Annotated in this window: 16 protein-coding genes and 1 pseudogene; 2 read left to right on the top strand and 15 right to left on the bottom strand. The window is 37.7% G+C overall.

Going from position 1 to position 14879, the window contains the following annotated elements:
* Positions 1–70: 70 nt before the first annotated feature.
* The 5 genes from ACM39_RS05395 to ACM39_RS19010 all read right to left on the bottom strand — a co-directional run bounded on the left by ACM39_RS05395 (position 71) and on the right by ACM39_RS19010 (position 3523).
* The gene (locus ACM39_RS05395; RefSeq protein ID WP_048510017.1) at positions 71–823 is read right to left on the bottom strand and encodes an SDR family oxidoreductase; all 753 of its coding nucleotides are present in this window, start codon (positions 821–823) and stop codon (positions 71–73) included.
* Between the two features lie 56 nt (positions 824–879).
* A complete protein-coding gene (locus ACM39_RS05390) occupies positions 880–1356 on the bottom strand; it encodes a DUF1097 domain-containing protein (protein ID WP_048510016.1) in 477 nt (158 codons plus the stop codon).
* Between the two features lie 33 nt (positions 1357–1389).
* Positions 1390–2130, bottom strand: a complete 741-nt coding sequence (locus tag ACM39_RS05385) for an SDR family oxidoreductase (RefSeq protein ID WP_048510015.1) — start codon at positions 2128–2130, stop codon at positions 1390–1392.
* A gap of 96 nt (positions 2131–2226) precedes the next feature.
* A complete protein-coding gene (locus ACM39_RS05380) occupies positions 2227–3129 on the bottom strand; it encodes a helix-turn-helix domain-containing protein (RefSeq protein WP_228377060.1) in 903 nt (300 codons plus the stop codon).
* 166 nt (positions 3130–3295) lie between these two features.
* Positions 3296–3523 carry an SDR family NAD(P)-dependent oxidoreductase gene (locus ACM39_RS19010; RefSeq protein ID WP_053073294.1) on the bottom strand — a complete coding sequence of 76 codons (228 nt, stop codon included), beginning with the start codon at positions 3521–3523 and terminating at the stop codon, positions 3296–3298.
* A 582-nt stretch (positions 3524–4105) separates the two neighbouring features.
* Between ACM39_RS19010 and ACM39_RS19355 the strand changes: the two genes are divergently transcribed.
* Positions 4106–4555, top strand: coding sequence for a hypothetical protein (locus ACM39_RS19355; protein ID WP_053073293.1), 450 nt, complete (start codon positions 4106–4108; stop codon positions 4553–4555).
* 235 nt (positions 4556–4790) lie between these two features.
* Here ACM39_RS19355 and ACM39_RS05370 read toward each other — a convergent pair whose 3' ends face one another.
* The 8 genes from ACM39_RS05370 to ACM39_RS05340 form a co-directional block, all read right to left on the bottom strand.
* On the bottom strand, positions 4791–5744 hold the full coding sequence (locus tag ACM39_RS05370) for a DUF6624 domain-containing protein (protein ID WP_048510013.1): 954 nt from the start codon (positions 5742–5744) through the stop codon (positions 4791–4793).
* A 712-nt stretch (positions 5745–6456) separates the two neighbouring features.
* Positions 6457–6597 (bottom strand): hypothetical protein, encoded by a 141-nt coding sequence (locus ACM39_RS19005; RefSeq protein ID WP_131701425.1) that lies wholly within the window; start codon positions 6595–6597, stop codon positions 6457–6459.
* A gap of 126 nt (positions 6598–6723) precedes the next feature.
* Entirely contained in the window at positions 6724–7638 is a 915-nt protein-coding gene (locus ACM39_RS05365; RefSeq protein ID WP_048510012.1) for a helix-turn-helix domain-containing protein, read from the bottom strand.
* Positions 7639–7673: 35 nt separating this feature from the next.
* Complete coding sequence (locus ACM39_RS05360) at positions 7674–8051, bottom strand: DUF1097 domain-containing protein (RefSeq protein ID WP_048510011.1); 378 nt, start codon at positions 8049–8051, stop codon at positions 7674–7676.
* A 126-nt stretch (positions 8052–8177) separates the two neighbouring features.
* Positions 8178–8687, bottom strand: a complete 510-nt coding sequence (locus ACM39_RS05355; protein ID WP_165585092.1) for a nuclear transport factor 2 family protein — start codon at positions 8685–8687, stop codon at positions 8178–8180.
* An 83-nt stretch (positions 8688–8770) separates the two neighbouring features.
* The gene (locus ACM39_RS05350) at positions 8771–9514 is read right to left on the bottom strand and encodes an SDR family oxidoreductase (protein WP_048510009.1); all 744 of its coding nucleotides are present in this window, start codon (positions 9512–9514) and stop codon (positions 8771–8773) included.
* Positions 9515–9702: 188 nt separating this feature from the next.
* A complete protein-coding gene (locus tag ACM39_RS05345; RefSeq protein WP_048510008.1) occupies positions 9703–10674 on the bottom strand; it encodes an aldo/keto reductase in 972 nt (323 codons plus the stop codon).
* A gap of 78 nt (positions 10675–10752) precedes the next feature.
* Complete coding sequence (locus ACM39_RS05340) at positions 10753–11322, bottom strand: Crp/Fnr family transcriptional regulator (RefSeq protein WP_048510007.1); 570 nt, start codon at positions 11320–11322, stop codon at positions 10753–10755.
* Positions 11323–11651: 329 nt separating this feature from the next.
* Here ACM39_RS05340 and ACM39_RS05335 point away from each other — a divergent pair, with 329 nt between their 5' ends.
* Entirely contained in the window at positions 11652–12743 is a 1092-nt protein-coding gene (locus ACM39_RS05335; protein ID WP_048510006.1) for a DUF5700 domain-containing putative Zn-dependent protease, read from the top strand.
* Positions 12744–12865: 122 nt separating this feature from the next.
* Here ACM39_RS05335 and ACM39_RS19400 read toward each other — a convergent pair.
* Positions 12866–13222, bottom strand: a pseudogene (locus tag ACM39_RS19400) (DUF1826 domain-containing protein); the annotation flags it as partial.
* Positions 13223–13404: 182 nt separating this feature from the next.
* Positions 13405–14790, bottom strand: a complete 1386-nt coding sequence (mnmE, locus tag ACM39_RS05325) for a tRNA uridine-5-carboxymethylaminomethyl(34) synthesis GTPase MnmE (RefSeq protein ID WP_048510004.1) — start codon at positions 14788–14790, stop codon at positions 13405–13407.
* Between the last annotated feature and the right edge of the window lie 89 nt (positions 14791–14879).

The raw sequence follows: 14879 nt of genomic DNA, 5'->3' as shown, positions 1-14879 counted from the left end.
GTCCACATGCTTGTAAGGAGCACAGGAGCAGAATCGGTAATATTTTTTTGAATATACTCATTGGTAATAATTATTGAGTGGCTCCTCCATTTACCAATAAATGTTGTCCGTTTACAAAAGAGGAAAGATCGCTGGCGAAAAATTCAGCAATGTTGGCTACATCTTCCACTTCCGCTAATCTTCCCATCGGGCAGCTATCAATCAGGGATTTCCTCAATTCAGGATAACTGCCTTCTTCCGCGAAAATTCCTGAATGATCTACCGCAAAAGGAATGATGGTATTAACGGTTACACCACGGTGCCCAATCTCTTTTGACAGCACATCCACCAGGTATCTTGGAGTCGTTTTACTCCCTCCGTAAACTGCCATACCAGGAACAGGAAAAGCAGTGGTGCTTGACGCAATATAAATGATCCGTCCATTGTCTTCGACATTCAGCGCAGCCTGCTGCATGGTGAAATAAGCACCCTTAGTATTGATGGAAAACAAACGGTCAAATTGCTCTTCCGTAAACTGGGTAACAGGTGTCTCCACCATTTCAATACCAGCATTCGCAACGACAATATCTATTTTGCCAAATGCTTTCTTTGCCTCTTCAAACAGGTGCTTGATATCGGCTACCTTGCTTACGTCAGCCTGTACTGAGATTACCTTAGCACCCATAGCCTTGATGTTGCTTTCCACTTCATCTGTCGAAGCCTTGTTCCTTGAATAGTTCAACACGATGTCTGCACCTAAAGCGGCATAACGTTCTGCGATGGCTTTTCCCAAGCCTCTTCCTGAGCCTGTAATAATGGCTACCTTATTCTTTAATGAGTTCATTGTTTCTGAATTTTTTATAAATTTTATAATGATTTTTTTAATAGACCTCAGTGAGGTTATGATTTCTGTGATTGGTAACCATGTATCTTCTCGACTGCCATATTGTTGAGCCATGCAAATACAAAACCTGCTGCTATTGGAATAAGTATTTGCAGTATGGGCAGTGGTTCAAGTGGAGGATGAACTCCAAACAGGATGATTAGACCAAGGAACCATGCCGGTATGTTGTTTAATGTTTTTGTTCTCGCGATGTAAGCCAATGATCCTATGTAAAGAAACACTGAGACAGCAAAACCTAAAGTTCCGATCAACTGTCCTAATAATCCAGCGGTTAGCTGTATCAGTACCGCCATACACATACCCAATACGATTTGCAGGAACACCCAAAGTGAACTTCGCCACGTTTTGCCGAAGATGTAAAAGCTGACCCACGCTATAAACATTACCCAGGTAGGCCACTCCTGAGAGAAAGAGACGGTTACCGCAACCGCCCCGAACAGGCCAAAAGTTATTGCAATCGGTAAAGTTTTCATATTTTTCTTTTTAAGTGTTATTGATTAGCATGGTTATGCCATAGCGCCATTTACCCCTATATTCTGTGCAGAAATCCATTTTGCATCATCGCTCGCCAGAAAAACAATTACCTTAGCGATATCCTGCAGCTCGCCGATACGGTTAAAAGCAGAGAAAGAAGCTAGTCGGTCGATGACTTCCTGTGGTTTACCATTAGTAAATAGTTCGGTATTGGTAGGACCTGGAGAAACAGAATTGACATTGATACCTCTATTTCCTACCTCTTTTGCAAATACACGTGTCAGTTGTTCCACGGCTGCCTTGGTAGCTACGTATGTGCCATAGGTTGGTAGCATCAGGCGATTTACCGAAGTTGAGAAATTGATAATTGAACCGTTATCTGCCAAACGTGTTGACGCTTCACGAAGCGTATTGAAGACACCTTTTACATTGATGTCGAACTGACGTGAAAAGTCTTCGTCAGTAGTGTCTCTGATCAGTTTGGTGATCATGATGCCCGCATTGTTGACCAATACATCAATCCTTCCGTAATGATTGATGGCGTTGTCGAATAGCTGCTTTACCGCATCGGCATTGCTTACATCGGCTTGTAAGGCAATAGCATCGCCTCCCTGCTCCTTAATAGAAGAAACTACTTGATCGGCAGCATCTTTTCCACCAGCATAGTTTACGATTACTTTTGCGCCGGCGGTAGCCAGCCTTTGTGCTACTTCAGCACCGATTCCTCTTGACGCTCCGGTCACAAGGATCACTTTGTTGTTTAATGTACTCATAATACTTTGTTTTTATCATTGTTAATTTGATAAGACAAAGTTGGCACATTACAGCCCCTGCTAACGTACAAGGATCATAGCAGGTGTTGCAAATATCTAAGAAAGGTTACTGAAATACTGTTTTCTGTATTCGGCGGGGCTGACTGATGCGTGTTTTTTGAAGTAATTGCTGAAGTGGGGCGTTTCCAGAAATCCTAAACGGGCAGCAATCTCCTTGATGCTGAGACCTTCGTCCTGGAGCATTACTTTAGCCTCTGTAATACTTTTGTCGGCTATCCAAGAGCTAATGGGTTTTCCCGTTTTACTGCTGATGACACTCGACAGATAGTTGACGTGTAGCGACTGTAAATCCGCATAATCCTGAACCCTTAATTGGGTGTTTGTTTTTCCGCTGATCAAATCTCGAAAATGTCGTTCAAGGTTTAGTTTGAAATTTTTTACAATTTGAGAGCCTCGGTTCCCTTCATAAATAGGATTGTAATCCTGAAAGAAATATTCTTTGATCTTTAATAGCAAAGCAATAACAAGCGCCCCGATAATTTTATTCTTGTAAAGGGCATCGCCTTTATACTCTTTATGTATCTGATTGCACAACTCTTCCACCTGGTCAAATTGATGCGGTGTCAAAACACGCGGTGAAACAACTTCTGATAACAAAAAAGAAAAATCACGATATACATCATCGTGCACATATTCCTTTAAAAAACCTTCCCCAAAAGTTATTAGACAGGTATGTTCCAGTTTTTCCCATTCAAATATCCTATAGTTCCCTGGATTGGTAAAATAGACGGTATTTGAGGTCACTTCAAACCGCTGGTCGTCAATTGTGTAATGTCCAAAGGCACTTTTGATAAACAGAAAACTGAAATAGTTTGGGCGAAAGGGCTCTGAACGGAATGGCAAATCTTTGAAAGTATGTTCGAGGTAATGTATGGTAAAACCCGATTCTTTTTCCAGGGAATCGGTAGAAAGGCCAAGCTGCTGATACAGCTCGTGCAACGTTCGAGCATTTATGTTACCATTTGCCATTACTACTTACATTGGGGCTTAAATTTACGAAATTAAATATTGATTGATATGTTTTTCGTTGAATGGTCTGATATTAAGTGCAGGGGTTTTTATATCAAATCAGCTTTTGCTGATGCTATCTTAGCCTTCTTAAATATTAAGTCGAAAATGTCCCCAATTCGTCCCTCTGGAAAATTTCCCGTAAACTCAACTCTAATATGCCAACTACACCATAGCCCGCATTGTTCAGCACCACATCTACCGAATATTCTGCAGTTACTTGGTTTACTACTTCAGAAATTTGTTCAGGATTTGTCACATCCAATTTTATAACTGTAACATTTTTGGGCTTGGTGAGTTCCGTTTCATTTTCCGGATTTCGCATGGTCGCAATCAGGACCGCTGTTTCCGAGCGTCTAATTTAATTGTTTCCATCTGTATGTTCAGGAAATTATCAAGGATTTCTTTTGTCTTACAGAAGAAATCCAATATAAGTTGGCTGATAAAAACAAAGATTAGATGAGAATGTTTAACCGTTCTAAAACCACTAGCACTGCACGACTGGTATTCGACCGTTTCAAAGGAGAAATCTCGACAGATATTCTAGGAAGCTTGAACAATACGATTCAATCAACCTTCTCTAAAAATAAAGCCGACTACTGGCAAGGAACAAAATCGTTGAGAAATTTCAAAAAAGACATTCCAATTCCGCTTCCGGTTAACTGCATTAGTTAAATGAAATATGATGAGGCAACGAAAGGAAAGCGTTTTGCTTCAATATGTTTGCAGTTCCTGTTAAAACATATTTAGAAAAAGACTACTCTGATAAGCGACTGATGATGGAACGTCTATTAAAAGAAGAGATAAAACTTTGCACTTCGCAAATCCAGCTAAAAGACGGGAAAATTTATTGGCTTGCAGTATTTGAATTTTGAAAAAGAAGAGCATCTTTTAAAATCCGAAATCATTGCCGAAGCTTCCTTATCTCTGGAAATCTCTAGAACATCCAGTAGTAGCAAAAGCCAACAATATGCGAATCAATATTGGCTCGAAAGAGGAGTTTTTATACCGAAGGCTTTCAATCCAGGCAAGTCAGAAAAGGATTCAAGCCGGAGTCGCCTATGCCCGTTTGGGAAATGGAGCCAAGCGGAAACAAAAGGCATTGTATAAAACAGAAAATTTGGAAAGTAGGTATGTGAGTCATCGGCTTCATTTGTATAGCCGGAAACTTATCAATTTCTGCACCCAGCAACAAGCAGGCACACTTATTCTTAAAAATCAGGATGACAAGATAGGAATTGCAGACCAAAATAAAATACAAAGCAGAAAAAGCTGGAATCGAGTTGATCATTGGATAACGGAAAAAATAATGAGAGTGCTTGTACACCCGCAGGGTAAGGTCGTGAACACTCACTAAATACTCAAGAATATATACAACGGCGTGGGCTTCTTTTTTGTGTTAAAAGCTTGTTTAGAATAGAGAGAATTATTTTATAGTGTGTAAAATTGCCTATAACGTTTTGCAGCTTCCAGAAGTGATTGATTAAGGAATTCTAACTTCGGTTAAAAACTGACTTTGCAAATACAAAACCAACTTTACATTATAACCTAAACTTGCAATTTTTGCAAATTGCTGTTAGCAAACGTTTTTTCTATTTATTTAATTTTTCTAATTCGGGTAATTCACTTTTATACTTTTCAACGTCCCAAATTAAATTCCAATTTTTAACATAGTCAGAGATTGAACCTAGACCAACTTCTGTTCTTCTTTTATCTACATTGTCAGGATCAATTAAAGGTAAGACATATTGAGTATTAGTATTTGGATTGATTCCTATTTGACTTCCGTATATTTGTTTTCTACCTTCTCGAATTTCTATTCTGTCAATTAACAAAGCTAAAGAACCTGGATTTGCATTTCCTTTTGTTACAGCTTCTTTCATCATTGGTAAATATTTTTTTTGCGTTTCCAAATCTGAATGTTGAATTACAAGAAATAATGCATTGTTGGCTTGTGCGCCTACTTTGTCTTTACCAACCCAACCTTTTTCATCTAATATTTTTTTTACTTTTAATAAGTTAATTGAATCTTTCTGCATTGTCATTTTCCAAAGGTCTTGCATTTCTTTAGAATCTTGAGCGAATTTTTTTTGAGCTTCATGGATTTGAATTCTATATTTTTGGTCTTCGTCAAGAATTGTCAATAATTCAGTCTGCAATGGCTTGTCATAATTTGCTTCTATTAACTCTAATTTTTTTTCTAACTTTTCAACTGTTTTTTCCCATTCTTTTTTTGAATGTAAATTTTCTAAATCAGTATCAGAATTTAAGTGCTTTAGATTTGTCCAACCTTTTTCTATTGCTAAGTTCAACCATTTAAATGCTTTTTTTGTATTTCCTGCTAATGAAGATGCGCATGCGCCATTATATAGATGACTTGGATTTTTGCTTTCAATTTTAAAAGCTTTATCATATAAATCAGTAGACATTTTATAATCTTTTGTTTCATATAATTTATTAGCTTCATTTATTAATTTTGAATATTCTTGAGCATTAACGCCTGTGAATAAAAATATTAATAACAAAGTATAAATATTGTTTCTCATTTTTTTCTGTATTAAATTATTAAACTTTAGATGTTTTCGTTATGTTTTTTTAAATGTCTGCTAACTTCTAAATTTACGCATTGCACCAATCTGATTTATATATAACTTACACAAAGCTATCTCTACCGCTAATATAAAATTTATTTTGATGATTTGATTGTCAGGAGCCGACAAATATTTTATCTTAAGTTTTCTTTGGATTGATGAATGTTTTGTTTTTTTATAACACAAATGCAGATAAAAAAATACGGTGCTAAGACTGAAAGTTGAAATAGGCGCTGACATCAAATCGACAATCAAAACATAATTTGATTTTCATCCTTAAATCTCAATAAATCTTCCACTTTATTAGCACCAGTTTTAGTTCACAGTTTTAGTAAATTATTATTTTATTCAATATTTCCCACTTATTTTTCGCCAATTTTTTTTTCTATTCACCAGCATTTCTCCTATATATCTACGCAAAAATTCATAGTTTTTTATCCTTTTAAAAAAATTCCCAGAACAAAAAGACGAGTTCCGATGTTTTTTCACCCTTTTCGCAGAAAAGGCAAGAAAGTCTGTGGTAGTACAAAATATAATTTGGTATTAACTAGTATATTATTATCTTCAGCAAATATTTCGTCCTAACAAATTTTATCTATACTTGACCACATGCAAATCCGGATTATTTCAGAAAATGTTGCAAATCCGGGTCATTTTTAATACGCTCCTATTTCATGTTGATAATCTTTACAATGTCTTGTTTTTTCTGATGGTAATTGCTTTCGACTCGCTGTTTCACTTCATCCTTTTCGCCCATTCTCCGTCTTAGCTCCTCACGAAACGCACTCAGAAATTTAGTCCGGTTCATCTTCCCGTTTCTAAGTTCCAAATAAGTCTGATAAAATTGCCTAAATCCATATTAAAGACACTTTCAAAACATTGGGCTGTTATTCTTATATCGTTGCAAAAAGTGATTTTCAGCGAATATTTTTTATTAATTAAACGACTGTCTGAACTCCAAAGGCGTTAAATTGGTTTTGCTTTTGAAAAGCTTGTTGAACGACTGTGGATGTTCAAACCCAAGTTCGTAGGCGATTTCGCTAACGGACAGATTTGTGCTGCTTAACCGTAATTTTGCGTACTCAATCAGCTTATTTTGAATGTGCTGTTGGGTATTCTGCTTGGTGTGCAATCGTAAAAGTGTTCCGAGGTAGTTGCTTGAAATGTTCAATTCCGAAGCAATAGACCTGACAGTTGGAATACCGTTTTCTAATGGCCTTTCACTTTTGAAATAGTCCAGTAAAGTTTGCTCAAATCGCTCCAATAACTCATGGCCTGATTTTTTCCGGGTGATAAACTGACGTTCATAAAACCGCTCGGAATAAATAAGCAACATTTCAATCTGTGCAATGATGAGTTCCTGACTGAACTTGTCTATATTGGATTGGTATTCTTTTTCTATGCTTTGAAGAATTTCCACGATAACCGTTTCTTCTTTATCGGATAAGAAAAGTGCTTCATTAACCGCATACTGAAAAAAGTCGTAAGACTTTATTTTCGTTGCCAACGATGAGTTCCAAAGAAAATCGGGATGGATGAGCAAAAGCCAGCCCGTCGGTTCAGCCACAATATCCTGATTGATTTCGATTTTCAGAAATTGAAGCGGCGAAACAAATGTCAAAACACCAGAATCGAAATCGTATTGCTGTTGCCCATAGTTAAATTTAGCATTGACATTCCGCTTTAAACCAACAGAATAAAAATGCTGTATCCATTTCAATTCGCTATCGTTTACCGGATAAGAAACCTTGTTGTAATCAATCAGGCTGATCAACGGATGTTCAGGCTTGGGAAGATTACAGAAATCGTGAAATTCGGATATTGAATGAAAGCGGAATGTATTTTCCATTTTGCTAAATTACTTAATAAATTTTCATGTTTTCTTTACTTGGCCAATCTTGAATTTACATTTTCAGTGACCCACGCAAAAGCAAATCCCAGCATGATTGTGCCAATTATTACGCTGATTTCTGCCACGTCAAGTTTCGGATGGGTACCGAAAAAGGTAATTAGCCCCAAGAAATAGGCAGGTATGGTATTTATCGGTTTCAGTTTCGGAACGAAATACATAAAAAGGGACATTACGAATACAATGGCTATTCCCGTACCGGTACCGCCTACTATTCCGCTTAGAAAATGTCCTTTGAGCAACATGAGTACGGCAATCCCAAATCCTAATACAATTTGAATAAATGTCAGCAATATCTGTTTTAGACTTTTACCGAACAGGAAGAAGCTTACCAGCCAATAAACAAAACCCACGTATATAAGCCCTGGCTTAATGTCAAAGAAACGGCAACGGCACTCATGATCCCGATTACAAGAGGCGGAAGGATTTTTTTTGTTGACATCATTCTCCTGTTTTATATATTCATTCCACCTGAAACTTCAATCCGTTGTGCGTTTACCCATTTTGGGTAATAATTCGTGGCGGATATGACCGTCTTTCGTGACCCACATTCCGATATATTCCTTGGTTTCTTCTATTGTTCTGTACATTGTCTTTTCCTGTTGATTCATTAAAAGAGCTAATTCATAGGTGTCCAGAAATGCGATGCCGCTCGTGATTTTTCCATTTTCCAACCGCATTTCCCACACATAGGTGTTTTCGTAAACTTCACCGTTTTGCGCAATCGCTTTCGCCCTGAAATGAAGCCATACAAATGAACTGTCTGAGGTAAGGCTAATCAGTTCCGATTTTAATGGTGTCTTTAATTTGCTTAAAATAGGATTTACGGCACGTTCCATAAAATTCGTTTTTCCGTCATAAACACCCGAAACAGGCGACCTGCCGCTAACTGTCCAATGAACATCGTCTGCCAAAAGGTCGAAAAAGCCCGCTTCGCCGTTTTTCCATTTTTCAAATTGACGGGCTACTGTTTTCTCCGAAGCTTTCATTTCTTGTGCTGTTGTTGAACAGGCTATATTTCCTAAGTAGAGCAGAACGATTACCCAGCGATAGGCAAAATGTAGTTCCATGATTACAATGCTTTCTGTGCGGTAGGCCTTACTACGATTTCATTAACGTCCACGTCAGCTGGTTGGGATACTGCATAAGCTACAGCCCTTGCGATAGCAGATGCCGGCAGTAGATCCGCTCTGAATTTTTCAATGGCCAGTTTCTTCAGATCAGGGTCTGAGATACTTTCTGCCAATTCAGACTCCGTTGCTCCCGGCGCTACCAATGTCACCCTGATATTGGCACTTACTTCTTGGCGTAAACCATCGGAAATGGCACGCACAGCAAATTTTGTAGCACTGTAAACGGTGGAAGTAGGCCCTACCCAGCGGTCGCCAACCGAAGTGATGTTTACAAACTGCCCGCTGTCTTTGCTTTCAAAAATAGGAAGTGCCGCAGCAATGCCATGTAAAACGCCTTTAATGTTTACGTCAATCATTCGGTGCCATTCCTTGATTTTGTAACTGTTAATCATCGAAAGCGGCATCAGTCCGGCATTGTTCACAAATACATCCAATGTACCGTATTGCTCCACCGCATAACCTGCAAAAGCAGCCACATCTTCCGTGTCGGTTACATCCAGTTTTTTGTAAACAGCTTCTCCGCCACCTGAAGAAATGGACTCTACAATCGTTTTTAAATTATCCACACGTCTGGCTCCCAAAACTACCTTTGCCCCCAATTGAGCCAGATGGCGTGCAATCGCTTCTCCGATACCGCTGCTCGCACCGGTAACAGCTACTACTTTTCCTCTGATACTTTCCATTTTTCTTTAAATTTTTATGTTGTAAAATGATAGTACAAAGATGATCAGGTAAATTACGTTCTATGTAGCCCAATCAATGAAAGATGTAGTTGAATCGTGGATTGTAAGATTAGAATGTGCCAAATTTCATCAGCCATTATGCCAAACCCTCGTCACCAACACGGGATTTTTTATTCACGCTGCATTAATTATTTGCCCAATTTTTGCTGTATTTGTGCAGGATAGCGTTCGCCTACAATCTTGATTGTCGCCAATGCCGAATTGATTTTGTTTAATTCAACGTCAGACATTGAAATGTTTACCCCACCTATGTTTTCTTGTAAGCGATGCAATTTCGATGTTCCCGGAATTGGCACAATAAATGGTTTTTGAGCCGATAACCAACCTAATGCAATTTGTGCAGGCGTAGCATTTTTGTCTTTCGCAAGGGAAACTACCAAATCAACCAATGCCTGGTTGGCTTCTCTGTTTTCTTTGCTAAAACGTGGCGACATATTTCTCGCATCAGTTTTATCCAGCTCCACGTCTGCGTTTATTGTTCCTGTCAAAAATCCTTTGCCTAATGGACTGAAAGGCACAAAACCAATCCCCAATTCGTCCAATGTCGGAATGATTTCATTTTCGGGTTCACGATAAAACATGGAATACTCGCTCTGTAAAGCGGTAACAGGCAAAACAGCGTGTGCCTTGCGGATGGTTTCTACATTTGCCTCACACAAACCGAAATACTTTACTTTCCCCTCTTGTACTAAGTCCTTTACTGCACCTGCAACTTCTTCAATCGGCACATTCGGGTCGGGTCTGTGCTGATAAAACAAATCAATGTAATCTGTTTTTAGTTTTTTCAACGAAGCGGCTGCAACTGCTTTGATGGTTTCGGGATGACTATCCAAACCTAACTGAAAGTTGCCGTCTTTGAAACCGAATTTTGTAGCAATCACAACTTCTTTGCGAATAGGTTCAAGTGCCTCACCAACCAGCTCCTCGTTGTTTCCATAGGCTTGTGCGGTATCAAAAAAAGTAATTCCGTTTTCAAATGCCGAACGCAATAATTTAATGTTTTCTTCTTTTGCAGGTGCGTTTGGGAAACTTAATCCCATACAACCAAATCCTAATGCAGATACTTCTAATCTGCTGTTTCCTAATTTTCTTTTTTCCATTTTTTTTTGTTTTTAATACTGAAACAAAGGTCAGCCTTAAAAAAATGGAATCATTTGCCATTTGGCAAAAAGTGATTTTTAGCGGATGTTTTTTCTTATTCGGCTCAATGAAGATTGCGTAAGTCCTAAGTAAGAAGCGATGTAAGACAGTGGTACACGATTAACCAACGTCGGGAATTTTTGGATAAAATCAAGATATCGCCGTGTTCCGTCTTGCGAAACAAGCTCACTTCTTCTGGTTATTTTTTCGTTGTGATGTTTTGCGGTTATTTTTTGGATAATATTGTCCCAGCCAATGATGATTTCGGAAATTTCTTTCCAGTCCTGACAGGAAAACACAACAAGTTTACAATCGGTAACGGCTGACAGGTATTCGGAAGGCGTAAAGATTTCATCAATGCTATTCCCTGATAAAATCAAATGGTTTTCGTCAATAAAGTAGCGTGTAATTTCTTCGCCTTTGTTGTTGTAATAAAAGACACGAATAACACCATCCGTAAGAAATCCAATCTGTTTAACCATTTTTTCTGCTTCCCAATAATATTCATCCTTGCGCAACTCTAATTCTGTTGCTTTGCCTGTAATCAGGTCAATTTGTTGCTTGTTCAGATTACCAAACTGTAAAACGTAGTCAATAAATTTTTCCATTAGGCAAAGTTAGCAATCGTTATTTATCGAGCATTTGTCATTTGGCAAAATGTGTACGATTGTGTGGTTGCCTAATATTGCCTGTAAAACGATATGAATAATTTACCATATCCTTTTTTCCGGTTTATATCCTATAAAGGCATTTTGTAATATCAGAACACTATCTCTTTTTGCTGACAAGTATATATCAATCATCTAACATATCAGGGGCGGCCAGTTTTCAACAGGGGCCCTGTGAACACAGGCAATACCTGTTAGCACTTGATATCAGATTGCCATTTTTTTATTTTTTATTAATTTAGTGCCTCAAACAAAAATAAGACCTACCAATGATCAATCGCATCCTATTTACTTTTTTCACGCTTTTCATCTCTCATTCGCTACATTCACAGACCATTGACGATTCTTCCTGTTGGGAATATTTTAAAATTACCGAAGCTTTAAAAAAGGACCGACCTCTTGATAGGGAAACGTGGAATAATTTTCTAAAGAATGAGGCTATTCAGGTTTATTTAAAAGATCAGGGTGTTGACAGCACATATACTGAGAACTACAGGAAAATTATGGAAATTGTATATATGCCGAAAAACAGCAATGCTTTACGGGAAAAACTAAAAAACCGGAACAAAAACTGGTGGACCTATATCGTAAATGAATACAGGATAAATGAGGACAATATGAAAGAATACCTCACCCAGCTGAAACAAGATCCAAAAAGTTATTTTGATACGTGCTATCAGTACAGCTACCAGATGCTTCCCGACAAAAACCACAAAAAAGCTCCTGAATATAAAATCACCATTATTCCTGTTCACAATGATGCCCATGTTGAAAACGGCTGGATGGTATTTACCCTGATGGCAGCATATTTCAGTGACCACAATAAAAACGGAACATTGGGAGGGCATGAATTTCACCATGTTTTAAGACCCCGTCTCGTCTTTGATGTGGAAGAAGAGGACAAAGTCATTGTCAGCTTGCTTCAGAGAATACTTAATGAAGGAAGTGCGGATCTCATTGATAAAAGGTATGAAGGTGAAGATGCGGTAAAGTTACTGGAATTCCAGAGGGGATATCCCGAAAGCTTTATTGCTGAAGGACCTAAAACACTGAAAAATATCGATTCTTTACTGTCCGTAAAACCGCTTAACAGATCTGAGTTAAAAATCAACAAACTGATTAATACCTGGAATACCAGTGGTCACATTCCCGGATATTACATGGCCAATATCATAGAAAAAGGCGGTTATAAAAAGCAACTGATCGAACATATAGAAGATCCATTTCAATTTATATACCTTTACAATGATGCGGCAAAAAAAAATAAAGGTGCCTTTATCCTATCACCGGCTACTATGGAAATAATTAAAGAACTGGACAAAAAATACAGATCTAAGGCACAACTTGTACAGCATGATTAGAGCGCAGCTGAATAGTGTCTGTTTACCATAACTTTGGCAGATTCATTGAGCATAAAACCGGAAAAATGAATTCTTTCAGAAAGTTTAAAGATGTCCTGATTCAGTATATACCAATCATCTAAACAGATCAGGAGCAGCCGGTATTCACCATCGTTTTCAACGGGGCCCTGTGAACACAGGGCAATACCTGTTGTGACGGATGATCTACCGCCAGACGCCAAAGATCTCCCGATTCAAGATTGATAGGTTACGCATTGGGCCTTGGCCGATAATGCAGATCAAAGAAACAGTCTTTCAGGAAGTTTTCAAATTCCGCTTCCGGACCGTTGTGCAGTTTTTTAGTTTTTCCCGGATTTTCGGAATCAAAATTTTTTGTTCAGCCTGATCATTGGGCAAAATATCACCCGCGGCACCATGATACGTACATAAAAAGTATCCGTTCCAATAGGTGAACGATCAACATGATATGAATATACGTCCTTAAGCGCAATAATTCCCCCCTAGAATTAGATTTTTTTGCAAAACGCAAAATGAGGAACAAATAGGAAACAAAAAATCTCAAAACAACACAAAAAAACGCAAAACATATCAAAACACCGATTTAAACAAATCACTATAAATCAATATTTTACGTGATTGTTTTTATATTTTTTATGAGGAATTATTTCCCAATACAAAACTTAGAAAAAATATTCCCCAGCACCTCATCATTCGTTACTTCACCAGAAATTTCTCCAAGATATTCCAGAGAATTTCTCAATTCATAAGCAAGCAATTCTGTAGAAATCTGGAAAGAAATAGCTTCCCTCACTTTATTTACCGCATCTAAGGATTTCTGTAAAGATTCAAAATGACGCTGATTCGTAATCACTACATTATTTTCCGAGGACTTTAATTGCTCGACATAAGAAGACAGTTCGTTTTTAAGATCTTGAATATTCTGATTTTCAACAGCCGAAATTTTAATAAAATCGAAATCATTAGTAATCTGATTTCTGAAAGAACCTTCTACATTTTCATAAATTGTCGGGGAGACTTCATCAATTTTTGTTGCACAGATAATTACTTTCAAATCATCTCTCAACAAAGATTTTATCATTTCTATATCTTCTGAAAAATCTTCTGTTGCAGCATCTGCCAAATAGACCAAAATATTGGCATTTTCAACTTTCTCCTTGGCTTTTTTTACTCCAATCGCCTCAATTTCATCAACCGTATCACGCAATCCCGCGGTATCAATTAAACGAAAAGCATGGCCTTTAATATGTAGAACTTCTTCAATTGTATCTCTTGTCGTTCCTGCAATGTTACTTACAATTGCTCTTTCCTCCTTCAGCAAAGCGTTCAATAATGTTGATTTCCCGGCATTTGGTTTCCCGATGATAGCAACTGCGGTTCCATTCTTAATAGCATTTCCGTATTGAAAACTTTCAATCAAAGAATTTAATTTTAATTCAATCTTATTAAGTAACTGATTTAAAGCACTTCTATCAGCAAACTCTACATCTTCTTCTGCAAAATCAAGTTCCAATTCAATCAATGAAACAAAATTCAGTAAATCAGTTCTTAGAAGTGATATTTCATTGGTGATTCCACCTTTTAATTGATTTATTGCAACTTTTCTTGAAGCTTCATTTTCAGAGGCTATCACATCTGCAATTGCTTCAGCCTGAGAAAGGTCTATTCTGCCATTGATAAAAGCACGAAGAGTAAATTCTCCCGCTTTCGCCATTCTTGCCCCATTTTTAATCAACGTTTCCAGAATACGTTTTCCAATGTGCGGAGAACCATGAAAAGCGATTTCCACAGAGTTTTCCGTAGTAAAACTTTTAGGTGCTAAAAAAATTGAAAGCATCACCTCATCAATTGCCTCTTCCCCATCCACAAAATATCCATAATGAATTGTATGAGATTTTTGTTTTTTAAGATCTTTTACAGGAAAAGATTTTTGAACGACAGATAAAGCTTCGTTTCCCGAAACTCTGATAATGCCTAAGGCTCCTACTCCATTGGCCGTAGCCAGTGCGCAAATGGTATCGTTATTCATGCTACAAATTTACGGTTTTTAATGATAATCTTATAGCTATCGGCTATACAGATTCTCTATTACTGCCATTACTTCAGAGAAGAATTTAT

It is taken from the genome of Chryseobacterium sp. FH2, assembly GCF_001045455.1.
Taxonomy (GTDB): domain Bacteria; phylum Bacteroidota; class Bacteroidia; order Flavobacteriales; family Weeksellaceae; genus Chryseobacterium.
Note: the sequence above shows the minus strand (reverse complement) of the source record. Positions and strands in the feature narration are given on the sequence as shown.